A 25,229-nucleotide genomic window follows, 5' to 3' on the forward strand; every position below is an offset into this window, starting at 1 on the left:
AATGACGGACGCCCTCGAACTGCTCGAAGGCCTCGCACCCGGGATCAGCAGCGCGAAAAAGAGCCTGGCGTTTGGTGCCGCTGCTGATCGCGCGCGCGTTCCGGTCGAACAGGCGCCCCGCCATGCACTGTTGCTCACGCGGCTGGTGCAATGCGCCAACGATCTCGACGGCTTGAACGACGTGGCCTTGCGTCAGCGGTTGTCGACAGCCATCGCCAAGGCCGAAAGCGTGGGCGAAAGCCTTGAGGATGCCGAGACCGCGGCTGATCTGGAAGCAGTCGCGACGGACTATTCCACGGTCGGCAACGCCCTGTCGCAGGTCATAGAGCGGCTGAAGAACCACTGGTCCCAACTCGTGGCGCAGGACTTCGTGGACTTGGCGGCCGTCGGCCACCTGCTGTCCAAGATCTCTGGCGCGGAGTCGATCGGGCGTGATCTGGTGGAGATCAGCACCGCAGCCCAGACGCTCGCCAATGGTGATCCGTCCGCCGAGAAGCTCGCCGAAGTCGCGCCGGCGCTTCGCCTGAGGCGTGCGCAGACCCTGGATGCGATGCAGGCGTTCACGGGCGAGCCTGAAGTGGACGCCTTCCTCGGGGCCGTCACCCGCCAGGAAGCCAGCTTGGACATGGTCACGCCCAAGGTCATGTCCTGGCTGACGGACAAGGGCGCCCTGTCCGCGTTTCGCGTCCGGGGCTAAGCCTCCTGACAGAGGAAGCGCGTCAGCAGTTCCCGACTGGTCGAGGACTCCATCAGGCCCTCGCTCATCAGGTCGCTCGGCCGATGCACGCAGGCGGGACATCCATCGACGCAGAGGCGTGCGCTCAGCCGATAGACCTGGTCGGCCAGACGTCCCCGCGCGCTGAGCCCTTCTTCCTGCAGGCCTTCCTCGAGCCCGCCATAGGCCGCGAGCAGGTGGTTCAAGACCGAGTCCGGCTGGCTTTCGGCCCCGCGCACGGCGACGCTCGTCGCTTCCCAGGCGGTCGGGGGCCGTCCCAACCGGGCTTGCAGTGACAGGCTGGATCCCCGCACGGCGAGCGCCAGATCATAGAGGTCGAACCGTTCGCTTCCGACCGCTTCAACCCCGAACAGAACCCTCAGCACCCCGGCGGGTAGAGGCATGTCCGGATCCAGTCCGAGCGGCGCGGCCAGGGTGCGGAGCGCATCCGGGTCGTTCGGATCCAGCGCGCGCCATTCGGCATGGTGTTCCTGAAGCGAGAACAGGCGATCAAGCGCGGCGTCCTCGGATGCATTGGGACAATCACCGAGGAAGCCGTCCCGCCAGTGCCCGGCGCCCGCCCCGGCCCGGGCGACGAACGCGCGGGTGGTTCCATCCCCGTGATTGCCGACCTCACAGATGGTGATGTCGCATCCTCCCGCGACATCAGCCCCGAACTGCAGGGGCAGGACAGCGTGAACGAGGACCTGACGATCGTCCCCGTGTCCGACATGGACGAAGCTGTCCTTCAACCGAAGCGCCAGGCTGTGGACGACGGCGGAGTGGAGCCAGGCCCGTATCTCGCCGGGGTTTCCCGCCGCGCGAAGCGCGTCTGACAGGATCGGCTTGAGCCGGTCGTCAGAGAAGGCTCCCGCCACCTTGGCCACGCGATCGGGCGACAGGAGCGGATGGCAGGCCAACAGATCGGCGCGTACGTCCTCGAAGAGGGCGGCGATGTCGCCGGTGTTCCAGAGGAACGCGATCCGACGCAGCCGATCCTGATAGGCCGGGTCCGCCAGGGCGCTGGCGATCAGTTCGCCCGCGCGGCGCATCTGGAACATGTTCAGGCCAAGCGCCTGTGCGCCGCTCTCCACCTTCCAGCGCACGAGGGCGCCGACCACACGCTTGCGGACCTGGTCGTCGACCGTCACCCGGGCCTCTTCAGCGTCGAGGAAGACGCCGAGCCGTTCGGCGTTGAGCCGATACCGGACGCCTTCGGTCTGGACGTGATAGCCGTGCAAGGTCGGCCCCTTGCCGGGACTCGTGAAGACCTGGGTGATCGGAAGCGTTTCGCGAGGGGGACCGGTCAGAACGAGTTCGGCATCGGCGCCCCAGAACACCCGAGCCAGGGCCAGACCGGTTGTCTTGCCCCCAACCCCGTCGCCGAGGAAGGCGCTGAACGCCTCGACCCAAGGCGCCAGATCCTCTGTCGGCAGCGCTCTTGCCTGGTCGTCGGTCGGCTTCAGGATCGGGAAGCCGCGCAGATGGCTGTGCGATTGATGACCAATCTGCCGATTGGCCGGGGCCTGGCCCGCAGGGACGACTACGTCGGCCGCATCTAGCCCGAAGTCCGCGATCCAGGTTGCGCCGTGCACCTGTCCGAGGCGCTGCAAGGTGATTTGCCGGGGCCTCACATATTCGGCCGCAAGGCCGGGCAGCAAGGTTCGGGCCTCTCTAGGCAGCCGCTCGAGCCAGGCGGCGGGATCATCGCCGAAGGGCTTGGACACGAGCGCGGAGGCATAGTCCTGCGCCGCGAGCCATGGCCCCTGCCCGGCTACGGGCGGGCGCCAATCGACCTCGACCGGGTGGTAGCGTCTCGTGGCTCCGCCCGGAGCGACGGTGGCGGTAGCCAGGGAGACATCCTCGGCGCGGGGTTCGACCTCGCCCGCACGGATGATGTTCAGCCGAGGCAGGTTGATGGAATCAAAGAGGAGGTCCGGCGCCCACTCGAGGTCGGCGCGCAATCGGGGCAGTCCTTCTCCGGGGGCTTTTCCATTGCGCTTGGCCAGGGCCAATGCCCAGAAGGCGGCCAAGTCTGACGCATAGCCCTCCCAAACGGGTTCGCCGAAAACAAGCCGGACCAGCGCTTCGGCCTCCGCCAGGGCGGCGGGCGGCGGCGATTGGGGATTGAAGGGACCGGCACGGCGCTCGAAGCGAGCGAACGCGTCGAGGATGGTCGAGACGATCTGGCCCCGGCGGACGAAGAAGTTGTCGGGGTTGAGGGGACTATCGAAGCCGGTCGGCTCAAGCATGGTCCAGGGGCGTTTGAACCACCAGCTGTCGCGGCTCGTGTAGATCGAGAGGGTCACGGCCGTGATAGGCCGGTCATCGCTCCCGCGGCCCCCTCGCCCCTTGCGCTGGACGAAGCTGGCGAGGTTCTGCGGCGCATAGTGCTGATAGACCAGGGTGATGTCCGGATCGTCGTAACCGACCTCCAGCGACGACGTGGCGAAGACGACGTCGGATGCCTTGATCGCGTCCTCGACGCGTCCGGTCGAGGCGGAGGTGACAGGTCGGTCGATGATGCTCAGCGGCTGACCCGGGCGGCGCAGGCCCTGGGCGCCGACCTGTGCGGGATCGGTCGCCGCGAACACCCAGCACTCGCCGCTCTGGAACCGATCACAGCCGTAGGGTTCCCCGCAGCACTGGGTCGGGAGCACGCCGGTCGCCGGGTCCTCGGGATATTTCCGGGTGCGGTAGCTTGCGAGTTCCTTGCCCTCCTCGGCGTCCGTGTAGTCGCCATGCAGGCGTCGGACCTTATCGATAGAGTCCAGGAAGACGACGCTGCGGAATCCGCCATCGCTGTCGGTGCGCCGCCTCATGCCGTGGGCCAGGCACATCAGGCTCTGGATAGTCGTCGAGGCGCCCGCGATGTCTGCACCACGGGACTCGACCTCTGGCTGGATGAAGTAGAAATACTCCCGCCCGCGCGGATTGATCTGCTTCTCCGTAGCGCTGGCGGCGATCGAAAGCACGTTAGCACGTCCCGCCAGGCGGCCCCAGGTCGCGGCGGGATCGCCCAGTGTGGCGCTCATCCCGACCATCAACATTGGCGGCGCGTCTGGCGCATTCATCGAAGTCCGCGCCGACAGGCGCTGGAGCGCCAGCGCGACCTGGGCGCCGTGGACATGGGAATAGAGGTGGATCTCGTCAGCCATGACCGCCCGGGGCGGAGCGAAGTCAGGATCATCACCGAACAGGCGGCCCGCGATGGGCGTGTGCATCCACTGATGGAGCGAGTCCGTGGTGATGATGAACAGCGCCGGCGGCGTCTCGCGCAGGGCCAGTTTGCTGCCGATCCAGCCGTCGAATGACCAGTCGCAGGCAACGCAGGCAAGCCGATCAGCGCGATCGTGGCCTGCGCCTCTGTGCAGGTGAAGGGTCTGGGCGCACTCCGGGCAGCCGAACAGCGGAAAGATGAGCTCGCCTTCCGACAGCATCCGCCAACCCTCGTCCAGATCCCAGGATTGCAGGGCGTCCAGACGGTTGGGCGTGCCCTTGAACTGCATCCCCACTGTGAGTCTTGGAGCTCCAGGCTCCCGCGAGAGCAGGCCGGCGTAACGCACGAGGCGCTGCGCCTGGTTGGTCGCCAACCTGATGCGGGGGTAGGCGAGCACGGCGCGCACGCCCTTGACGCCGGCAAGCCGGTCCGCCGCGGCGCCGGCGATCAAGGGAAGAGCCGCGGCCTCGGTCTTGCCGGCCCCTGTGTCCGCCGAGACAACGACCGCATTCTCCCCGCCCCCCGCCCAGGCCCGGCTGAGCGCCTCAAGGCTGCGGCGCTGGAATCCGGCGATCGCCGCATCCCGCCCCCAGAGCTTGAGCAGTCCGTCCTTAAGCGAGGTCAGGGCCTGAGCATGGGTCCCGCCCAGTTCAGCAGCCAGTCCATCGAAGACGGCGGCCAGGGGCTCGTTTCTGATGGGTTTGTCGCGGTTCCGCAGTTCCACCTTCAGGCTGCGGACCAGGAACGGACGCTTGTCCGCATCATCCCGATCGAACCTCTGCTTCACATAGCGCACCTCGCGGGCCAGTTCGGCCATTCGGCTCCGCACCCGCCCCTCGCCTGCAAACAAGACCCAGCCATTCGCGGCCAGCCGCCCTAGGGCGGCCTGGGCCTGTGTCCGGCTGAAGCCTTCGCCATCCGCCAGGGTCGCAGCCGAGGTCCAGCCTTCGAAGACCCCGAAGTTGATCCGCCTGGCCTCCAGGGTCTCGAGGGCGTTTAGAACCGCGAAATCCTCGTCGGACAGGACGGGGGCCTCCGGCGGTTCCGGCAAGGGCTCGAGGGTAGATGCGCCGGTCCATTCGATCCGGAGCCGTTCGCCATCGCTGGAATACTGGATCAGGCCCTCATCCCGCAGACGATCGAACGCGGGACGCACGACATCCCCGCCTACCGCGTTCACCCAGGCGAACTGACGCCGCACGTCGTCATAGAGCGGCGGCTTACGGCCGCGCTTGGATTGGTTGATGACCTCTTCGGCGCGGCCTTTTACTGTCTCGTAGTCGACCGGGAAAATGCGTCGCGCCGGATCGAACGGGCGCGCGTTCCAGAAGTTCGCCTTGGCTGTGATGACCTGCCACAGGTCGATCCGCCCACTCGCTTGCAGGCGGCTCAAACCGGGCAGGATGGGCTTGCGGCCGAGGCGCTTCTCGAGCTCAAAGCTCGCGGCGGTGCCGTAGGAATTGCCCAGGGCGACATCCCGCACCGCCTGAAGGAGGTGCTCATCCTCCTCGGTAAGCGCCTGCGTCTGCGACGTGGCGACGGGCTCCTGGACCGGCGGATCGACCAGGTCGCCCGAATCCTGGAAGCCGACCAGCCGGATCTGGACGTCGATCTTGGCGCCGGTGTTGTCGATGATCTCGACTTCACGCATGAGCGCGGCGTCGAAGACGAACTCCCGCAGCCCTTCCGCCTTGTCCATCTGCTCCTGGTCGACCGGGGAAGCCTCCAGCAGGCGCCGGCTGATCAGGACGATCAGCTTGTGACGGGCTCGCGTTACGGCGACGTTCAAACGTTCGCGGGCGAAGATGAAGTCGGCCTCGGCCAGGGCGAACTCGGTATCTGCGACGCAGTATGAGAGAACGACCGCATCCCGCTCCTTGCCCTGGATCCGGTCCACGGTCTCGACGAAGGCGTTGGCGCGCAGCAAGGGCGGCAGAGCGTTGCGGATGGCGGCGTTCTGCGCCCGGTGGGGGCTGACGGCCGCGATGCGTTCGCGCCAAAGTTCGCCCTTATAGGCGCCGTCGCTTTCGGTGACATCCACGAGTCGCTCGGCCAGTTTCTCCAGCAGACGCGCACTCGCCCAAGCTTCGAAGGGGTTGCTGCTCGAGGCCGGCGGACCGTCGTGGACCAGAACCGCGATGGGCCAATCGGGGTCCAGCGCATGCGCTTCCCACGGCTCAAGGCCGTCGCGCCAGTTCGGCTTCAGGGTCAGGCGCGCCTCCCGGACGGCGTCTGCCGATCGATACTTCCCGGGATAGAAGGTCTTCTCCGGAAAGGCGGTGAGCGGGGCGTTGAGCCGGAAGGTCTCCTCCAGCGCGAACTCTTCGGCGCCGGCGGATTTCATGAAGGCGTAGAGCGAGCCTCCGAGCTGTCGTCCGCTGACATCGACATCGCGGCCGGCGCGGATCGGGGGCAGTTGCCGGTCGTCGCCGGCGACCACGATCCGTCCGTCGGGCTTGAGGCCTGACAGGGCCATCAGGCCCTGGCTCAGAACCAGTTGCGACGCCTCATCGATGCAGATGAGATCAAACAGGGGCGCGACGACGCCGTCGCCGGGCGCCTTCTTGTGTGAGAGCAACCGGTGAAGTTGCCAGACGGACGCTCCGACCACGACCGCTTCTGCGGTCAGATCCGCAAAGGCCGCCTCCCCCTCCTCTTTGGCGACAGAGGCACGGTGTTTGATGCGATCGGACAGTCCAGCGGGCGGCGCTGCTCCGAGATAGTGGACCTCGAACGCCTCGGGCGCGAACTGCCCCAGGCGAGCGGCCACGCTGTCGAGAAGGTTCCCGATGGCGTTGCGCGTGAAGGCGCTGACGAAGACGCGCGCGGGCAGTCCCGCCGATCGCCGCGCCAGAATGTAGCCGAGGATCAGCCAGGCCAGTAGGTGGGTCTTGCCGGTCCCGGGCGGGCCGAGCACAAGACCGGCCCGTGTGGAGGCCAGACCTTCCCACGCCCTTTCCTGGGCCGGGCGCAGAGCCGGACCGCCGCCGGCCTCGAGCAGGGGCGCTGCGAAATCCCCAAGAGCCTGAAGCCAGAGCTCCGGATCGGTCGCGCCGCTGGCGAAGGTCTCGGGCTGGTTGAGGAAACGCAGGATGTAATCGCGCGTGCTCATGCCGCCTGCCCCGCCGCCAGATGCCGCAGGAAGCGCGCGGCCTTGTCCGTATTGAAGTCGATGAAGTGCCGGTCCAGGTGCCAGCCCTTGGTGGGGGTCGTCCTAAGCAGGTCCTGGAACAGGGGGCCGTCGAAAACGCCACGCCCAACGATGACCTTGACGATGTTGGAATAGGCCACGTCCTGCGGAGACGGTTGCAGGATGCGGCATTCGACGAGCGGCCACTGCAGCATATCCAGCCGCAGGTCCGGTTGGTCGTCGGTAAGGATCAGTTTCAGGTCGTTAGGGCCAAGATCGCTGTCCTGACTGGCCGGCGGAATCCGGAACCTCATCAGTTTGTCGCGACCGTAGTTGACGACGGACAGCAACTCGAGCCCCGCCATGGCGCGGCTCGCGTCGCGGCGCCGGCTGGCCGGTTGGGCGAGGTTGACGAGCGCCTCAAGCAGCCCGGCCCGGTTCTCCAGAAGTTCGCAGGCGATCAGGACATCCAGATCCGCCGCATCGAGCGGATCGAACGTCTCGTGGAACAGGAACGGCCGCTTGCTGAGTCTCAGCATCGGCTGGCCGCTCGCGGTCGCGACCGCGTGTTGTGCGTAGAGCCAGGCGGTCACGCCCTGAAGAGCGGACAGGCGAGCGGCGACGTCGGCGACGATGTCCTCGGTCCCGGGTGCGCCGGCCACGCTTTCGCGGAAGCCGCGGATGACGTCGATCGAGAGCAAGGACGAAAAGGGTCGCTCGAACCCGGGCGCCGGGGTGTAGGCGGCGGCCGCACCAACGGTCGCGAGGGCCTGGCTGACCTGGCGCAGGTCATAGGCGACCGAGACCGGCAGGGCGTAGAGGTGTTCGACCACGCTTCGCACCGCCGTGGCGGGCAGATGGTGCGCGCCTTTGAACTCCGGTTCCGGGACGATGTCCTCCGGCGGGAACAGCCGCACGAGATGCAACAGCGCGCCACGCACGCGGGGATCGTCCAGATGACGGCCGACGGCCTTCTGCAAGCTTAGAGCTTCGGAGGGTTCGTAGAAGAAGATGTGCGCATATTTGAGAGCGGCGTCGTCCCCCCGATCCATCGCCTCTCGGTTGGCCTGATCGACAGCGGCCAGATCCCCGATCAGCCGCCCCATGACGGCGACCAGAGCATCGGCCTCGTCTTTAAGCTCAGCCGTTTGAGGCACGCGGATATCATCACTGGCCGACCCGTCCGGGCCGACACGCCGATAGCCGACGGCGGCAATCCGGTCATCGACCGGATCGTAGTCTACCGAGACGAAGAACCGCAGATCGGCTCTCGGCGGCATGAGGAAGGTGTGCTCCTCTTCGGTCCGCTGGATCGCGTTGGTCGCCAGGGCGGCGGCGCGCGCAACCAACCGCGAGGCGTTGCGGGTCAGGGACCAGCCGGCACCGGGCGTTTTCGCCAGTCCGTAGGCTTTTGACAGCGCACCAACGGTCTCAATCCCCATCCTCTTGAGGGCACGTTTGGAATCGTGGGTCACGCCGGGGACGGCGGACACGTCGCGCCCCGCAGCGAGGGCCGGCGCGATTGACTGGACGCAGTGCTCGAGGAAGGCGCACTGTTCGCACTTGAAATAGAGGTGGTGGAAGGTCTGGTCGGACGGACCGAAGCCGATCCGCTTCTGCGCGATGGCTGGCAGGGTCTGGCTACAGAAGTCATCGACCTGGCGCAGATAGGGTCGAAGCGCGAACACCTCGGCGTCGGCCCGATCGCCCTGGGCCGTGCCGTTGTCCGGGATGCGCCAGACTTCCCCATCGCGGTTCAGGGTGACCGGACTGGAGAGGCGGATCTCGGCGAGCCGCTCTTCCAGCACCCGCACATAGAAGGCGATCTGAGTCTTGTGGAAGGCCGTCGCCCGCCGGGTGGCCTTGATGTCGATGATGGTGAAGCAGGCACGACCGTCGGGCAGGATTTCCCGCCGGACGAGGTCGGCGATGTTCCGGTTGAGTTCCAGCCCCGTGCCTTCCAGAAAGCGCGGAACGCCCGTGGGCTTCAGGTTGATCTGGGCGGCATAGGTCTCCGAACGTTCGCCGCGCAGAAACGCCAGCGTCAGTCGTTCCGAGAGCACCTTCTCCCCCGGCGCAGGGCGCAGGACGGCGGCCTCGGCGGCCAGCCGATTGACCACCCGGTCCTCGAACTCATTGCCGAGCTTCGCCCAAGGCGCTTCGCGAATGTCCTTGAGCACCGGCACGGCCGCCAGTTCGTCATCGCTCGACAGCTCATAGCGGACCTTGCGCTCGCAGCGGTATTGGAACCACGACTTGACCGTGGATGCGCTGAAACCCTTCAAACCCGCCGCTCCCCACGTCCTCTCAGGGACGCTTCCTACCTGGCCGAAACCGACCCTATCGCGCCAGACGTGCATCAAACCTTCACGCACAGCCGAAGCGAGACAATAAGCTTCTCCTTGAGTCGCTGCTGGCCCACTATGGCGTGAACGAGACCGAACCAAAGGGGAAACCGTGGCGGCGCCGAAGCAAACTGCCGACAAGCTGGTGATCCTCAAACCGCTTGTCTGGAACGCCGGCGGATATCTGGGACCCGCTGGAAGCCGCTCGGTCGGCGGGTTTGTCTCGGAGAACGGCTACGGCCACGAGGAATGGAATGGCGATCCCAAGCGCGAGTGGCAGGGTTACCGGATCTTCCACACGGAGAGCAAAGGCCGGATGGAGGGCTTCGCCGAGGCCGGTCGGCTTGGCATGATCATGACTGCATACCGGCCCAAGATCGGGCCGGTAGCGCTCGGGGTCGCGACGTCGATACAGGCGAACTCGGCCAAGGAGATGGCGAAGATCGCCAAGGCTCTGCGCATCCATGCAGACGGCGAGAGGATATGGGCGCTGCCATCCGTCCAGCAGAAGTTCGGAACGCGGGCCAAGTTCAACAAACACTGGGACAGCCTGGCCGGCTATATTCGCTGGCGGTCTCCGGCCGAAGAGTACGTCTGGTTCGACAACCCCATTCCTATCGACCCGGAGGGGGTCTTCCCGAGCGGCGATCCGGCACGTCCCCGACAGGACATCGCCAAGCGCCATAGTGGGTATATGGCCATTCGTCCGGACCAAGCGCTCGCCATTGTCGGAGGCACCATACCCGCCGGCCATCCCTGTTTGACATGGCTGAAGGAACCTGAGTTCGACCTCACGCTGGTCAACCCCAAGATCCGCAAGGCCAAGGCCCCGAAGAAGTCCGCCGCGAGCGCCGCCCCGACCACCGCGCCCTATGTCCGGTGGCTGAAGGAGCAGGAGATCGCGGTCTCTCCCCGGCACCATGACCTTCAGAGCCGCTTCAAGACCTACATCTCGAGCCGGTGCAACCAACTGGCGGAGAACCGGCGCGGCGTGGACCTTCAGTATGTCTGTGCGTCCAAGGGCCTGGTTCTTGTCGAGGTGAAGCCTTGCGAAACGGCCACTGCGCGGTTCGCCATTCGCACCGCGCTTGGACAACTGCTCGATTATCGTCAATCGATCGGCGGCCCGCCTTGCCTTCTGATCGTGCTGGAACTCGCTCCCCCTGAAGAGCGGGACATCCAACTAGCCCTGAGCAATGGCGTCGGTATAGCCTGGCCCAAGGCAAAGGGGTTCGATGTCCGCTGGCCAACGGCTGTGAAGACGAGTGTGAAAGCCGTCCCCGCCTGAGGCTCGCAACGTCGCTCACGGCAACGCCCTGCGGCAAGGCCGACGGTACGGAGTCTGACTCATGGCGCACGTAATCAGCGTCGGCCATGCGTCAAAGCCAGCCATTGGCCCCACATCGCCCTTCTGATCGGTTGCTTAAGCGTCGTCTTTAGAGGCTGCTTCAAGGAGTTCTGCGAGCCGCGCCTTGCAGACCTCCTCCGCGAGTACGCGAAGCACGTTCACTCGCTCCGAGAGCCAGGCGAGTTCGTCGCCACTGATCCTGTAGTGCTCGGAGTAGCGCGCCTTCACATAGGCCTCGCGCAGGAGTTCGAAACAGCGGCGTTCGAACTTGGTCTCGCGGGGCCAGGCCTCGGCTAGGCGAGGGTCGATAGCCTCGGCCTTCTTACGCAAGAAGGCTAGGTTGTGAGCCTTGCCGCTGTAGAGCGTCACGACCAGAAGCACCGCATGATAAAGATGTTCAGCTGTCTGGTGAAAATTGAAGGCGGCTAGGTTCGGCTCATCGTCCGACATGCAAAAGGCCGCCACTTTTCGAAAGCTGGCTGCGCTCGTCATCCATTTCTCATAGTGCCGCTCCGCCTCCTCCAGCGCCACGCGCGCCTTGAGGTCCGCCGGCTTGTGCAGCTTGGCGCCCGGCGTGTCGTAGAGCAGCACGCCTTCGCGCACGATGTCGGCGAAGAAATAGCGACCGCGATCCAGTTGCTCGTTCACGTCGTCGAGCGAATGGACGATGAGGCTGACGGGCGTGCGGATGTCAGGCCCGATGGGCATGGTCCGGTTTTCGGCCTCGTACCAGAATTCGCCGTCGGTCAGGTCTTCATGATCGACGACGATCAGCAGGTCGAAATCCGAGAAGTAGCGCCCGACGGGGTCATGGACCCAGTCGCCGCGCGCATAGCTGCCGTAGAGGATGACCTTGAGAATCCTGCCGTCCTTGAGCCGCGCGGCGCGACGGGTCGAGATCGCCTCCTCGAACGCCGCGCGCACAGTCTCGACCACCTGACGGAGTTCGGCCTGTTTGCGCAGCGGTAGATGATCGAGGCTCTTCTTCATGGCTGGAGTCTCCGCGATACGGCCGCACACGGCAAGGCTGAATACGCCGTCTTCGACCTGTCCGCCTCGCCGAGCGAGCGTCGTACCCAACGATGGTCTTCGCCGCCGCACGGCGGCGCCGATGAAAAAGCCGCGCGCCCCTAAAAGGGCGCGCGGCAAGTTTTCAGTCTCTCAGCGACGGCTATTCCGCCGCGAACGCATAGGCGTCGTCATCGCGCGGTTCGCTCGCGCTTTCGTCCTCCGGCTCCGCCGCATCGGACACCGTCCGCAGGACCGGGGGCAACCACCCCTTGCCCTCCACCAGCCGTTCCGCCGCCTCGGCCATGTCGCCCTTTTTGAACCCGGCGATCCGGCCCGCCTCCTCCGCGTTGACGGCCTCCGTCACCGCCTCCAGCACCCGCGTCTTTGGGACGCGCGTGAAGTAGCTGGCCGCCGTCGCCGACCACGTCCCGGCCATGTCGAGGCCGACCACCGTCGCCAGCGTCTCGGCCTGCGCCAAGGCGCCGGGTCGCCGGTCGTGGGGGTCACGCACGGCGTAGAGGCCGACCCCGGCGCAGCAGGCCATCAGGTCCAACTGGTCCGATGGAGCCAACCCGAACACCACGCCCCACAGGTCCTCGGCCCGCTCGGGCAGTCGCGCGCCCCAAGCCTCGCACCGGTCCCGAACCCGCCGACCGGCAGGACCGTCGTCCACCCCCGGCGCCAGCCGCTCCAGACCGCTGACAGACAGTCGAAGCTGCAGCGGCGTCCAGAGGCCATATCCCGGATAGAAGACCTGCAGCGCCAAGGCATGAACCACGGTCGCCAGCGCCGCGCCCACATCCGCCTGCACCGCGTCGCGCAGGCCCATGGTCTTGTGGGCCGTGAGGTCGATGACCAGCCGGTCGGACAGGGCGCTCCCGACCTCTTCCGGCTCCGGCGCGCGCCCGCCTCTCTCGGCGTCGGCGTCGCCACCGCAGTCCTCGACCGCCTCCTCTTCCGGCGGCGGCGCGACCGCGTCCTCGGCGCGGACCAGTCCGCGCTCGAAACGGGCCAGACCGTCATGGCCGAGCATCACCACGACCCCCGCCCGGGCCTTGGCCTCGGCGGCGTAGTCGAAGTCCGGACCGAAGGCCTGCAAGCTCTTGTCGATCTCCTCCAGCCGCGCATCCTCTTCGGGCGACAGCCCCTCCGCGCCCGCCTCGGAGACGATCCGGTCATATTCCTCCGACAGGGCCGTGATCTCGGCGGCGTCCGCCTCCGACCGTTCGACGGCCACCGGATAGACCCGCCCGAAGGCCGAGACGTCCGGATAGTCCAGGGCGGGCTCCGCCCACTTCCAGCCCTCCCGTTCGCGCGCCTCGTCGGCCAACCCGGACAGCTTCTCGCCGACCAGCCGGTCCAGCAGGACCACGTCCTCCAGCCAGCCGCCGCCGTCCTCGGTGAACAAATCCCGGAGGATTCCGCCGCCTTCGGCCTTATAGGTTTCGACGCCGACGAAGCGGACGCGCCGGTCGCCGACGCTCACCTTGGCCTCGGTCATGGCGCGCCGGATGGCGTAGGCCGGGGTATGGGGGCCGACCTGCTCCAGCACCTGCCGCTGCCGGTCCTGATCCTCGCTGACGCAGAAGGCGCTCAACTGATCCAGCGCCAGCGTCCCGGCCCGGTAGGCCGCCATCAACTCCGGAGCCGCTGAGCCGAGCCGGAGACGCTGACGCACGACATGGGCGGACACACCGAACCGGGCGCCGATCTCTTCGGGGCCGTAGCCCTTCTCGACAGCCAGTCGCTGGAAGGCCTCGAACTGGTCGGCGGGATGCATGGCCTCGCGGGTCATGTTCTCATCGAGGCTGATCTCGTGGGCGTCGTTCTCGGCGTCCACGATGACCCGCACCGGATGGGTCCGCTTGATCGCCTTGCGCTTGGCCAGCAGCCGAAGCCCCTGACGGCGCCCCTCGCCGATGCTGACGAGGTAGCTCCCGGTCGGAACGCCTTCCCCGTCCCGCTCGATCTCGACCACGGGCGGCTGCAACACCCCCTTGGCCTTGATCGAGGCCGCGAAGGCCTCGATGGTCGCCGGGCTGTGGGGCGTCTTCCTCGCATTCTTCGGTGAAGCCTTGAGCCGGTTCAGCGGCACGGTGATCTCCGCGCCATGGGCGGGGGTGGTCGCCTCGGTCGCGACGGTTTCGATGGATTGAGCAGTCATGTCTCTGCCTCCTTTGGGCAAGGGTTGCAGGCACGCGAACTGCGCGCCTGAAACCCTGCCCGTCGGCGAGACCGGGGTAGCAAGGGCCAGGGCGGACCGGCCGGAGGGGACTCCCCACCTTTTTCAAGTGGAAAATGTCCGGTGCCGATACCGATCACTGCTCTCACCAATCCGCCTCCGGGCAGGGCTGTCATGCGAGCGCAAGCGCGCCGCATGACGCCTGCCTCGCGGCGAGCAGCGGGTGTGCAAACGGAGGTGCGCCTTCGCGGGGACCCGGCTGCAGGGCCTGACGATCCCGAGAGATCGACGCCCCTCGCATGGGACTGAAGCTGGGCGGAAGGCGTGCCGAAGTGCGCCGAGGGCGGAGCCCTAAGCACGGCCGGCCCGCAAGGCCGGCCAAACAAGAATGCTCATCGAGAGTCTAGGCCGAGGCTTGCTGAGGCTGACGCGCGGCGTCGAACAGTTCGCCCGTCGACAGCATGGCGCAGGCGACGCCGATCAAGCGGCTGCCGATCGACCTCAGCGCCCGGGCGTGGGAATGGCCGCGCTTCCTGAGCGCCGCATACCGGTTGCGGCAATTGAAGTCCCGCATCACGGCCACGCGCGCCCAATGGTAGACCGCTGTCCGGAGCCGACGCGGACACGACTGGCGCATGATCACCAGCGTCTGCTTGCCGCTGCGCCGGGTCACCGGCGCCACGCCCGACAGGCCACGAAGGGCTTGGGCGTCCCGCCGAACCACGGCGTCGTGCGCTTCCGACAACAGGGCGGCCAGGACAATCGGTCCGACGCCGGGAATGGACTGCAGAATCTCCGGATCATGGTGGCGCGGGGGCGTCGGATCGGTCGACGGGATGGCCGCGACCGCCGCGGACAGGCGATCCAGATGCTTCAACGCCGTGCGGAGCTGATCAATGACCAGCCGCAAGCGTTGGAGGATGACGCGACAATGGGCGACGCACGCGTCGGCAACGCCGGGCGCGACGATCAGCGGCGTGGATCGCAACTGTTCCAACAGGGTGTCCGCGGTCCAGCGCCGGACCTTGGTGCGCTTGAGCAGCTTGGCCACGGTCTCGGGCCTCACGGTCCTGGCCCGCGCCGGCGTCGGGATCAGATCCCACAGGTCAAGAATCCAGAGGCTGGCCCAGTCTTCGGCCAGATCGATGACCTGGGGAAAATACCGCCAAAGCTGATGCCGGAACCGATTGGCCAGTCGATTGCGCTCGGCCGAGAGGTCCTCGGTCATCCTGGACCATTCTCGCAGTTCGATGATGGTCGGATGCATCGGTTCCAGCAGTCGGTAAGCCTGCCGATCGGTCCGCAGGGCGTCCGCGAGCACCAGGGCGTCGCGCCGATCATCCTTGGCGCCGGCGACCGTGAACCGGTCACGGAAGCGGTCGAGTTGCTTGGGGTTGAGGGCATAGACTTGGAAGCCCGCCTCCATGAGGCTCTCCACGACCGGTCCGTGCGGAACCTCGATGCCGATCGCCACACGGCCCGGTTCGACGGCCGCAGTGCGCCTGATCCACTCCACAAGCTCGGCCAAGCCATCGCCGCTGTGGACGAAGCCCTTGTACCCGAGCTTGCCGCCCTCGGGATCGAGGGCGAAGGCATAGTGCGTGACGGACGCCCAATCGACGCCGACGTAAGTTGCTATTCCATCTGTCATCACCTTCTCCGTTCCAGGTCGGGCGGCCGTAATCCTCGCCGGCCCTGTTCTGGCGCTCGAAGGCGCAAACTCCCCACGGGGCGTCGATCACGGCCAATCCGTCGGGGCACACGTCCCCTCTGGGCGCTCGAAGGCGCAGGATCGCCAGGTGACTCCCGACAGATCAGCCCGTGGGACGATCCTAGACGCGCCCGCGAGGAGCGTCATGAGTGGAACAGGGATCGCCCGACCTGCACAAGCCTGACGCCAATGCCAATCATGACGATCCTCGCCGGCGCGGAAGGTCGGGGAGACCGGCCGGTCCGGCGGCGCAGCCGCTTCACCCTGGCGCGCGCGAGGGCGGAGCCCTTAGCTCTGCAAGCCCGACGAACCGTGCATTCCGTCGTCAAAGTCGACCGCTAAGAACCGGAGCTTATCGGTCACTGGCCACGATACCCAGTTGCAGCGAGGAAGGAGCCTGAAGAAGGCGGCGCCCATCCTGCGGTGCGGGATGACCGCGGCGGAGTGACTGGGATCGGTGACCCGTCGACTAAGCGACCGGGCGTCATCAGACGACGTCTGCGCAGACGGTGCTGAGAACCGTAAGACCAACACCGCGGGCCTGCGTGTTTTCCCTGCGGCATCTTTCGGTTCGAATCGACCCGAACGAGGAGATGCATCATGGGACAGACCCATTCGCCCCTGCCACGGACGATCAAGAAACCGGAACTGCGCCAGATGGTGCCGCTCGCAGACAGCACCATCTGGGAGATGGAGCAGCGCGGGGAGTTCCCCAGACGCTTCCGGCTGACGCCGCGATGCGTGGTCTGGGATCTGTCGGAGGTGCAGACCTGGCTGGAGAAACGCCGCCGCACCCCCGTCACGCCGGCCAAGGCTCCGGATGTGCGCCTGCGCCGATCACGCCCCGTCCACGACGGGCCGGGCGCCTCCCGACCGCACCTGTAAGCCGCGCCTCGCTTTAGAAAACGGCGAGCGGATTATCGACTGCTTCAGCCGGGGATGGCGGAGGCAAGGGGGACGGGACACGGGCTTCCAGGGCCGATAATTGATTTCTTCACCCCCGCGAGCTATATGTCGTCCCGAGGCCAGATCGGTTGAAACAGCCTCACCCGCCTCTTCGGAGGTCCACGCGTGAGCGAGATAGGGATTTCGATCCCGGAAGCGGCTACCGAGTGACTTCTGATAAGGGCGCCTCCGGGCGCCCTTATCTTTTCCGGTGGAACTTCAGCTTTTCGCCCTTCAGCGTCTTGTCGATCAGAACGGCGAAGCGAACCTTGCTCATGTGCGCAATAGCGAGCGCCTGCGCCGGCTCCGGGCTGTAGGCGCTTTCCACGAAGAGCTTGAGATCGACGCCCGCGTCGGCGCCGCGCTTGACCCGGAAGAAAACCCTGTAGTCCCCTGCTCCGCCGTCGTTGCGCACACCGATCCGCAGGAAGTTCGCCTCCGGGGTCTGATAGACGTGCGCCGTCGGCAGACCCTTCAGGATATGCGGGAGCGCCTGCGACAGCCCATAGCGGATCGGACAGAAGACGCGCCGCCTCGGACCATCCCAGACCGCGACCGCAGTTTCGTCGTGCTGGGCGGCGTCGAAGGTTTCACTGAAGCAGTGGTTGCTAAACCGGACATCGATCTTCACGCCGTTCGGACGCGACTGGGTGGCCATCTCCAGCACGAAGGGCTCGAGATGGTCGAACGCGAGCGTCTGCCCCGCGACTTCCAGCGGCGGAAAATACGGCCCGGCCATGGCCTACAGTCCCAACAGGTCCGGCGACCGCTTGCGCAGTCCCGGCCGGACGGCCGTGCGCTTGGTGGCGGCAGCCTTATCCCGCGCGTCGATCATGTCCTTGTCCCTGCATTTTCTGCTGGCATCCCGACGCATTTCAAAATTTCGGATCAAAACGCGGTGCGCTGACCTCTGACACGGTCAGAACCGGCGTGTAGGCGCGGCCCGCTTCCCAGGCGTCCACGGCGTTCGACCATTCCTGCGCCATGTGGCGGCGCTGGGTCTCGAACTCCGCCTTGTTGTAGACGCCTCGCGAAGATCGCTCTTCGTGAGCGAGCCCTTTCTCGATCCAGTCCGAGTTGAAGCCCATCTCGTGCAGCAGGGTCGAGGCCGTCCGCCGCAGGTCGTGCACGGTGAAGGGCTCGAGCGGAAGGTTACCCTTTCCGGCCCTTTCAGCGATCGCACTGGTGACGCGGTTGAAAGTCGCCCGCGACATCGGCGCATCGGCGTCATAGCGCGACGGCAGGATGTATTTCGAGTTGCCGGCGCAGGTCTTCAGAGCGACCAGGATGTCGAGCATCTGGGTGGAGAGGTAGACGTTGTGAGGGCGTGAGCGCTTCATGCGCGCAGCCGGGATCGACCAGACCGCATTGTCGAAATCCACCTCGGTCCACACCCCGTCCTGAAGTTCGCTCTTCCGAACCATGCTGAGGAGGATGAACTTCAAGCCGAGCCTGATGGTCGGCAGGGTCGCGACCTCACCCAGGAGCATCAGCATGATCCGGATTTCGGCTGGGGTGAGTGAGCGATCGCGCGGCCGGAAGGTGGCGATCGAAGCCGGACCCACGTCATCCGCAGGATTGTCGATCTTCTCGCCGTGGAGGATGGCCCAGCCGTAGATTTGTTTGACGATATCCCGGACATGGATCGCCGTGGCGGGCGCCCCGCGATCCACAATCGCCTTGCAGTGGGCCCGCAGATCGTCGGGTGTGATCTCGCTCAGCAGGCGGTTCTTCCACTTCGGCAGGATGTCCCGATTGAAAATCGCCCGGCGCATGTCGCGGGTGCTGTCCGCCATCGGCGCGCGGTCCATCCAGCCCTGGGCGACCTGTGCGAAATCGTGAGCTTCCTTCAGGCGACGTTTGGCGCGCTGCTTTTCAACCGCGGGCGACACCCCGTCCGCGATCGCCTTCTTCACCTCGATCAGCCGCTCACGGGCTTGGGCCAGCGTCAATCCGGCGCTGCCGTAACGCCCGAGCGTCAAGGTCTCTCGACGGCCGTTGAACCGATAGTCGTAGCGGAATGAGATTGCGCCGCCCGTCGAGACATAGACGTACATGCCGTCCCTGTCGGTACTCTTGTAAGCCCTTGCTTTCGGTCGCAAATTCTTCAGCGCAGTGTCGGTAAGCACGGTATAATCGCCTCTCTCCGTCGGTCCTCGAAATCGGTCCCGCCAAGACGGCTTTTTCTCATTCATCTCAATGACTTGCTGGAAATGAATACCGTCAGACCGCGGCCCGATGTCAGGACGGTATGAGCCCGAGTCCGCCAGATCAATGCAGCGGCGTACCGTCGGCCAGTCCGACAAAACGAAAAAAGACCCTCCGAATGGCTCCGAAGGGTCTCGACAGAATTCACAATGTTGTCAGGCCTTTAGAGGCCGCTTCGGAAGCGATACCGAATGCTGCCGAAGGGTCGGGACTATTCCCACTCGATCGTTCCCGGCGGCTTGGACGTCACGTCGTAGACGACGCGGTTCACGCCGCGGACTTCGTTGATGATGCGGGTGGCGGTTTTGGCCAGGACGTCCCAGGGGAACTGGTAGAAGTCGGCGGTCATGCCGTCGGTGGAGGTGACGGCGCGCAGGGCCAGGACTTTTTCGTAGGTGCGGGCGTCGCCCATGACGCCGACGGTCTTGACCGGCAGCAGGACGGCGAAGGCCTGCCAGATGTCGTCATAGAGGCCGGCCTTGCGGATTTCCTCCAGATAGATGGCGTCGGCGTCTTGCAGAGTGGCGACGGCGTCGGGGGTGATCTCGCCGGGAATGCGGATGGCCAGGCCCGGTCCGGGGAACGGGTGGCGGCCCACGAAGGCGTCGGTCAGGCCCAGTTCACGGCCCAGGGCGCGGACCTCGTCCTTGAACAGTTCGCGAAGCGGCTCGACCAGCTTCAGCTTCATATAGTCCGGCAGGCCGCCGACATTGTGGTGGCTCTTGATGACGTGGGCCTTGCCGCTGGACGAGGACACGCTCTCGATCACGTCGGGATACAGGGTGCCCTGGGCCAGGAATTCGGCGCCGTCGATCTTGGCGGACTCACGGTCGAAGATCTCGATGAAGACGCGGCCGATGGTCTTGCGCTTGGTCTCGGGGTCCGACTGACCGGCCAGTTCCCCGAGGAATTCCTTCGCCGCATCCACGTGGATCAGGGGGATGTTGTAGTGCTCGCGGAACAGGGTCGTAACCTGTTTGGCCTCGTCTTTCCGCAGCAGGCCGGTGTCGACGAAGACGCAGGTCAGTTGGTCGCCGATGGCCTCATGGATCAGCACGGCGGCGACCGACGAATCCACGCCGCCCGACAGACCGCAGATCACCTTGGCGTCGCCGACCTGTTCGCGGATCTGGGCGATCTTTTCATCACGATAGGCCGCCATGGTCCAGTCGCCCTTCAGGCCCGCGATGCCGTGGGTGAAGTTCTTCAGCATCTGATGGCCGCGCGGGGTGTGCATCACCTCGGGGTGGAACTGGACGCCATAGAAGCGGCGCGCTTCATCGGCGATCACCGCATAGGGCGAACCCTCAGACGAGGCGACGACGTCAAAGCCCTGCGGAATGGCGACGATCTTGTCGCCATGGCTCATCCAGACGGTTTCCTCTTCGCCGACGGGCGCCAGGTCCGCCAGCAGGGGCGAGGCCTTCTGGACCGTGATCTCGGCGCGGCCGAACTCACGGGTATGGCCGCCCTCGACCTTGCCGCCCAGTTGTTCGCACATGGTCATCTCGCCGTAGCAGATGCCCAGCACCGGCACGCCCGCCTCGAACACGGACTGGGGCGCGCGGGGGCTGCCTTCCTCGTGCACGCTTTCGGGGCCGCCCGACAGGATGATGGCCGCCGGGTTCATGGCCGCCAGGGCGGCCTCGGCCTTCTGAAAGGGGTGGATTTCGCAATAGACGCTGGCCTCGCGCAGGCGTCGCGCAATCAGCTGGGTCACCTGGCTGCCGAAATCGACGATGAGGACCTTCTGGTGGTCTTTGGGTGCGGTCATGGCGTGATCGAATCCGGGGCGGGAAGTTGCGCGGGGTCTTGGCCGGGTAAGGCCGAAAGTTCAAGGGCGGCGAGGCCGTCGACCTCAAGCACCTCGATCAGGCGGTCCAGCGCGATGGCCAGATTCTGATCGACGTGATGCAGGGTGGAGGTCCAGTCCTCCAGCGCCTTCAACTCGGCGCGGCCGTCCGACACGCCGCGAAGGGCGATCAGAGGCAGGCCGAAGATCTGGGCGGCGCGGACCAGGGCCCAGGTCTCCATGTCCACCATCTCGGCGTCGATGGCGTCATAGGCGGAGCCGGACACGACGTTCCCGCCGGTCGACAGGCGCGCGACCGGCACGCCGGGAATGGGGCACGGCAGGGGCAGGACCGCAGGCTGGCCCAGCAGCGGCGTCACCCCTTTGGGAAAGCCCAACGGGCTGGTGTCCATGTCGCGATAGGCGACGGAAGAGGCCTGATAGACCACGGCGTGCTCCAGCACCCGCGATCCACACGACCCCAGCGACACGATCAGGTCCGGCAGGTCGCCCGCCGCCTCCAGCCGCGCCAGGGCGGCGCTCAGCACCACCGCCCCCTCGACCGGACCGATGCCGGTCATCAGGGGCTGGATGCGGGCGCGCAGGTCTTCGCCGTACTCAGCCGGGGCCGCCATGACGCACAGGACCGAGACGTCGCCGTATCGCTCCTGGCGCCCAGCACTCACGCCGTGCGCTCGTAAACGGCGGCGAAGAAGCCGTCGGTGTCAGCCGAAAGGGGCGACAGCCGCAGACGCGCGCCATCGGTCAGTTCGTTGAACCTGGCGCGCGCCGCGTCGGTCAGTTGCCCCGCCGACAGCAGTTCGGCGACGGCGACAGGCCGAAAATCAGTGTTGGCGGCCTCGAAGGCGTCCACGCTGGCCTCGTTCTCACGCGCCAGCATCGAGCAGGTGACATAGACCAAACGCCCGCCCGGCTTCACCAGCTTGGCGGCCTGACCCAGGATGCGGACCTGCAGGCCGTGCAGCTTCTCAACCTCTTCCGCCGTCAGACGCCAGGCGTCCTCGGGGCGGCGACGCCAGGTGCCGGACCCAGAGCAGGGCGCATCGACGAACACCAGATCAGCCTGCCCGTTCAGGTCCTCCAGACCGCCGCCGTTCTGACCGATCAGAACCAGATCCGCCTCGACGCCTGCGCGTTGCAGACGGGGGCGGATGTTCTCCAGACGCTTGTTCACGACATCAGACGCGACCAGCTTGCCTTGCGCGCCCATGGCCTGGGCCAGACCCAGGGTCTTGCCGCCGCCGCCCGCGCAGTAGTCCACCACCGTCGTGCCGGGTTCAGCGCCCGCCAGCCAGCAGACGACCTGACTGCCTTCGTCCTGAATCTCGAACTTGCCGGCCTTGAAACCTTCCAGCGCCTGGATGTTGGGCGGCGGCTCGGACGGCACGCGCAGGCCCCATTCGGACCAGGGCGTCCGCGAAACGTCCAGACCGGCCTCGCGCAGTTCGACCTCGACCTCCTCCACCGTGGCGACCGCGCCGTTGACGCGCAGGTCGATGGGCGCGCGCGGCGCCATCAGGGCATGAGCTTCGTCGGCCCAGCGCTCGCCGAAGATGGCCTTGAAATCCTCGACCACGAACTCGGGCAGACCGGCGGCGACCCAGCCGGGCAGTTCGCCCTGCCCTGCCGTGATGCGGCTGCGCTCCTGTTTCGACAGCGGACGCGGGCCATAGCCGTCGCCTGCGTGCAGGACTTCGATCTCCTCCAGCGGCAGGCCGTCGATGGCGTGCAGCGAACCGATGACCAGGGCGCGGCCATCCTCGCGTCCGCCCATGATCCATGACAGACGGCCGCGCGCGCGCAGCACCTTGTAGACGCGGTCGGCGATGGCGCGCCGGTCCTTGGACCCGGCGTAGCGGTTTGCGCCGCCCCAGGCTTTCAGGACGGCTTCAGCCGGTTGGCGACCCTGGGCGATGGAGTCCAGGATGGAGGCGGCGGCGGCGAGACGGGCGGCTGGGGTCACTCAGATCTTTCAGACGAACAGGGCCGCAATGACCATCACTAGTCCCGCAAGCGAGACCAGCCAGACCAGCGACCGGACATAGGGCACGCCAAGGGCGTAGAGCGGCACATAGACGACGCGCGCCCAGAAATAGAGGGCCGTCCCCCACGCGGTCAGAACGCCGTGCGCTCCGGCCACATGGGCGATCAGCACTGCGCCGATGAACAGCGGCAGGGTTTCATACAGGTTGGCCTGCGCGCGCTCGAGGCGACCCGTCAGCGGTTTTCTCGCCTCCGGCGTCGTGTCTCGTGCGCCCGCATTCCATTTCGAACCGAACTCGACCGTCCGCGCCGCTGCGGGCAGCATCACCTGAACCAGCGCCAGAAGCAGCGTCAGAGTCAGATAGGTCAGTTCGGTCGTCATGGCCTTATCCCTGTCTGTAGTTCGGCGCCTCGCGCGTGATCATCACGTCGTGGACGTGGCTTTCCCGCAGGCCCGCGCCGGTGATGCGCACGAAGCGCGCCCGGTTCTGGAAGTCGAGGATGTTGGCGCCGCCGACATAGCCCATCGAGGCGCGCAGCCCCCCGACCAACTGGTGCAGCACTGGTGCGATCGGTCCCTTGTAGGCGGTCTGGCCCTCGATGCCTTCCGGCACCAATTTTTCGGACGAAACTTCCTTCTGGAAGTAGCGGTCCGCCGATCCGCGCGCCATGGCGCCGACCGAACCCATGCCGCGATACGACTTGTAGGACCGGCCCTGGTACAGGAAGACCTCGCCAGGGCTTTCGTCGGTTCCGGCGAACATCGAACCCATCATGGCCACCGAGGCACCCGCTGCGATGGCCTTGGCCAGATCGCCCGAGTATTTGATGCCGCCGTCGGCGATGACCGGCGCACCGCTGTCGCGGGCCGCGCGGGCGGCGTCCATCACGGCGGTCAGCTGCGGCACGCCCACGCCCGCGACGATGCGGGTGGTGCAGATGCTGCCCGGACCGATGCCCACCTTCACCGCATCGGCGCCCGCGTCGATCAGGGCGCGCGTCGCGTCATAGGTGGCCACATTGCCGGCGATGATCTGGATGCGGTTGCTTTCGCGCTTGATGCGCTCAACCACCGCCGCCACCGAGGCGGAGTGTCCGTGGGCGGTGTCGATCACCACCACGTCCGCGCCCGCTTCGGCCAGGGCCATGGCGCGTTCGAAACCGGCGTCGCCGACGGTCGATGCGGCGCCGACCAACAGGCGGCCCTGCTCATCCTTGGCGGCGTTCGGGAAGGCCTGGGCCTTCTCGATGTCCTTCATGGTGATCAGGCCGACCGCGCGGTAGTCCTCGTCGACCACGATGACGCGTTCGATCTTGCGGGTGCGCAGCAGCTCGCGCGCCTCTTCACGGCTGGCGCCTTCGCGCACCGTGATCAGGTCGCCCGTCGTCATCAGCGAAGCCGCCGTGACGTTCAGATCGTTCTCGAACCGCATGTCGCGGTGGGTCAGCATGCCGACCAGCTTGCCGGTGTCGGGATCGACGACGGGGAAGCCGGTGATCTTCTTGGCGGCGACGATCTGGCGGACCTCGCCCAGGGTGGTCTTGGGCCCGACCGTAACCGGATTGACCACCATCCCGCTTTCATAGCGTTTGACGGCGCGGACCTGATCGGCCTGCTCCTCGATGGTCATGTTCCGGTGCAGAACGCCCAGACCGCCGGACTGGGCCATGGCGATGGCCAGGCGGCTTTCCGTCACTGTGTCCATGGCGGACGACAGCAGCGGGATGTTCAGTTTGATGTCGCGCGTCAGCTGGGTCGAGACATCGACTTCGGCTGGCATGAACTCGGACGGACCGGGTTCGAGCAAAACATCGTCGAAGGTGAGTCCTTCGCGTATCTCCATGGGGGAGTCTCCGTTTTGCGGGCCGCGTATAACGGTCTGCGGGGGGCGACCGCAAGGGCTGGCGGGCCACATCTTCCACCTTTCGCGATCACGCTTGGCGACAGATTGCTGAAACCGCGCGGGCGTCGGCATGGTCGTGCCTGTTTCCACCGCCAAACCTCAGCCTATGGCGCGGATAGAAAAATCCGGTTTGCAACTCATTCGCAGGACCACCATTCTAACGCCATGGTCGGCGTCATCCTCAGCACCGCGCGCAAACTGGCTTTGAAGATCGCCAGCTATGGCGTCATGCATCTGGTCGTGGCGATCCTGGTGGCCTTCGCCATCACCCGCGACTGGCGGCTGGCACTGGCGGTCGGGGTGGTTGAGCCGATTTTCCAGACCATCGCCTATTCGATCCACGACCGGGTCTGGCACCGGGTCGAGCGCCGCCGACTGGCCTCCGGCATCGAAGAGGCGACCGAGGCCTTCACCGCCCGCCTCGACATCATGTCGCCCGCGGAGCAGCAGCGGTCCCATGACGCCCATCGCGGTCACAGCCACGCCCTGCCCCGCTCGCTCAAACAGGTGGCGCTGAAGACCGTCACCTATGGCGTCATGCATTTCGCCGTCGCGGTGACGGTGGCCTTCGCCCTGACGCGCGACATCACCACGGCCCTGGCCATCGGCATGATCGAGCCCTTGGTGCAGACCGTCTTCTTCACCCTGCACGACCGGATCTGGACCCGCATCGAGGCCCGCCGCGCCCGCGAACAGGCGGCCGCCGCCTGATCG

16 protein-coding genes are annotated in these 25,229 nt (G+C 66.4%); 4 read left to right on the forward strand and 12 right to left on the reverse strand.

The genetic code is table 11. From position 1 onward, the window contains the following. Window position 1: 1 nt before the first annotated feature. The gene (locus KWG56_RS08705) at window positions 2-697 is read left to right on the forward strand and encodes a hypothetical protein (RefSeq protein ID WP_219354458.1); all 696 of its coding nucleotides are present in this window, start codon (window positions 2-4) and stop codon (window positions 695-697) included. On the opposite strand, the gene KWG56_RS08710 is transcribed toward KWG56_RS08705, so the two are convergent. After that, window positions 694-7,047 carry an AAA domain-containing protein gene (locus KWG56_RS08710; RefSeq protein WP_219354459.1) on the reverse strand — a complete coding sequence of 2,118 codons (6,354 nt, stop codon included), beginning with the start codon at window positions 7,045-7,047 and terminating at the stop codon, window positions 694-696. The two genes, KWG56_RS08705 and KWG56_RS08710, sit on opposite strands and share 4 nt — an antisense overlap. Continuing rightward, the gene (locus KWG56_RS08715) at window positions 7,044-9,566 is read right to left on the reverse strand and encodes a hypothetical protein (RefSeq protein ID WP_219354460.1); all 2,523 of its coding nucleotides are present in this window, start codon (window positions 9,564-9,566) and stop codon (window positions 7,044-7,046) included. The genes KWG56_RS08710 and KWG56_RS08715 overlap by 4 nt, the downstream gene beginning before the upstream one ends. On the opposite strand from KWG56_RS08715, the gene KWG56_RS08720 reads away from it, so the two are divergent. Further along, window positions 9,523-10,698, forward strand: coding sequence for a hypothetical protein (locus KWG56_RS08720; RefSeq protein WP_219354461.1), 1,176 nt, complete (start codon window positions 9,523-9,525; stop codon window positions 10,696-10,698). The two genes, KWG56_RS08715 and KWG56_RS08720, sit on opposite strands and share 44 nt — an antisense overlap. Window positions 10,699-10,833: 135 nt before the next feature. On the opposite strand, the gene KWG56_RS08725 is transcribed toward KWG56_RS08720, so the two are convergent. From KWG56_RS08725 to KWG56_RS08735, 3 genes are all read right to left on the reverse strand, one after another. Further along, window positions 10,834-11,907: a HEPN domain-containing protein gene (locus KWG56_RS08725; RefSeq protein ID WP_244999708.1), complete on the reverse strand. Its 1,074-nt coding sequence runs from the start codon at window positions 11,905-11,907 to the stop codon at window positions 10,834-10,836. Window positions 11,908-11,929: 22 nt separating this feature from the next. Beyond that, complete coding sequence (locus KWG56_RS08730) at window positions 11,930-13,933, reverse strand: ParB/RepB/Spo0J family partition protein (protein WP_008263418.1); 2,004 nt, start codon at window positions 13,931-13,933, stop codon at window positions 11,930-11,932. 421 nt (window positions 13,934-14,354) lie between these two features. After that, on the reverse strand, window positions 14,355-15,602 hold the full coding sequence (locus tag KWG56_RS08735; protein WP_003167293.1) for an IS110 family RNA-guided transposase: 1,248 nt from the start codon (window positions 15,600-15,602) through the stop codon (window positions 14,355-14,357). A 660-nt stretch (window positions 15,603-16,262) separates the two neighbouring features. Here KWG56_RS08735 and KWG56_RS08740 point away from each other — a divergent pair. After that, window positions 16,263-16,547 carry a helix-turn-helix transcriptional regulator gene (locus KWG56_RS08740; protein WP_008260373.1) on the forward strand — a complete coding sequence of 95 codons (285 nt, stop codon included), beginning with the start codon at window positions 16,263-16,265 and terminating at the stop codon, window positions 16,545-16,547. A gap of 259 nt (window positions 16,548-16,806) precedes the next feature. Here KWG56_RS08740 and KWG56_RS08745 read toward each other — a convergent pair whose 3' ends face one another. The 7 genes from KWG56_RS08745 to guaB all read right to left on the reverse strand — a co-directional run bounded on the left by KWG56_RS08745 (window position 16,807) and on the right by guaB (window position 24,455). Further along, window positions 16,807-17,346 (reverse strand): hypothetical protein, encoded by a 540-nt coding sequence (locus tag KWG56_RS08745; protein ID WP_008260164.1) that lies wholly within the window; start codon window positions 17,344-17,346, stop codon window positions 16,807-16,809. Window positions 17,347-17,482: 136 nt separating this feature from the next. Then, the gene (locus tag KWG56_RS08750) at window positions 17,483-18,736 is read right to left on the reverse strand and encodes a tyrosine-type recombinase/integrase (RefSeq protein WP_040349340.1); all 1,254 of its coding nucleotides are present in this window, start codon (window positions 18,734-18,736) and stop codon (window positions 17,483-17,485) included. Between the two features lie 290 nt (window positions 18,737-19,026). Beyond that, on the reverse strand, window positions 19,027-20,589 hold the full coding sequence (guaA, locus tag KWG56_RS08755) for a glutamine-hydrolyzing GMP synthase (protein WP_219354463.1): 1,563 nt from the start codon (window positions 20,587-20,589) through the stop codon (window positions 19,027-19,029). Next, entirely contained in the window at window positions 20,586-21,293 is a 708-nt protein-coding gene (locus KWG56_RS08760) for a 5'-methylthioadenosine/S-adenosylhomocysteine nucleosidase (RefSeq protein WP_244999709.1), read from the reverse strand. Before KWG56_RS08760 ends, guaA begins: the two co-directional genes overlap by 4 nt. Then, window positions 21,290-22,591: an RsmB/NOP family class I SAM-dependent RNA methyltransferase gene (locus tag KWG56_RS08765; RefSeq protein ID WP_219354464.1), complete on the reverse strand. Its 1,302-nt coding sequence runs from the start codon at window positions 22,589-22,591 to the stop codon at window positions 21,290-21,292. Before KWG56_RS08765 ends, KWG56_RS08760 begins: the two co-directional genes overlap by 4 nt. Window positions 22,592-22,600: 9 nt before the next feature. Beyond that, the gene (locus KWG56_RS08770) at window positions 22,601-22,993 is read right to left on the reverse strand and encodes an MAPEG family protein (RefSeq protein ID WP_201099481.1); all 393 of its coding nucleotides are present in this window, start codon (window positions 22,991-22,993) and stop codon (window positions 22,601-22,603) included. Window positions 22,994-22,997: 4 nt separating this feature from the next. Continuing rightward, entirely contained in the window at window positions 22,998-24,455 is a 1,458-nt protein-coding gene (gene guaB / locus KWG56_RS08775; protein WP_201099480.1) for an IMP dehydrogenase, read from the reverse strand. Window positions 24,456-24,680: 225 nt separating this feature from the next. On the opposite strand from guaB, the gene KWG56_RS08780 reads away from it, so the two are divergent. Continuing rightward, window positions 24,681-25,226 (forward strand): DUF2061 domain-containing protein, encoded by a 546-nt coding sequence (locus tag KWG56_RS08780; RefSeq protein WP_219354465.1) that lies wholly within the window; start codon window positions 24,681-24,683, stop codon window positions 25,224-25,226. Window positions 25,227-25,229: the final 3 nt, after the last annotated feature.

Source organism: Brevundimonas nasdae, assembly GCF_019395145.1.
Classification (GTDB): Bacteria; Pseudomonadota; Alphaproteobacteria; order Caulobacterales; family Caulobacteraceae; genus Brevundimonas; species Brevundimonas nasdae.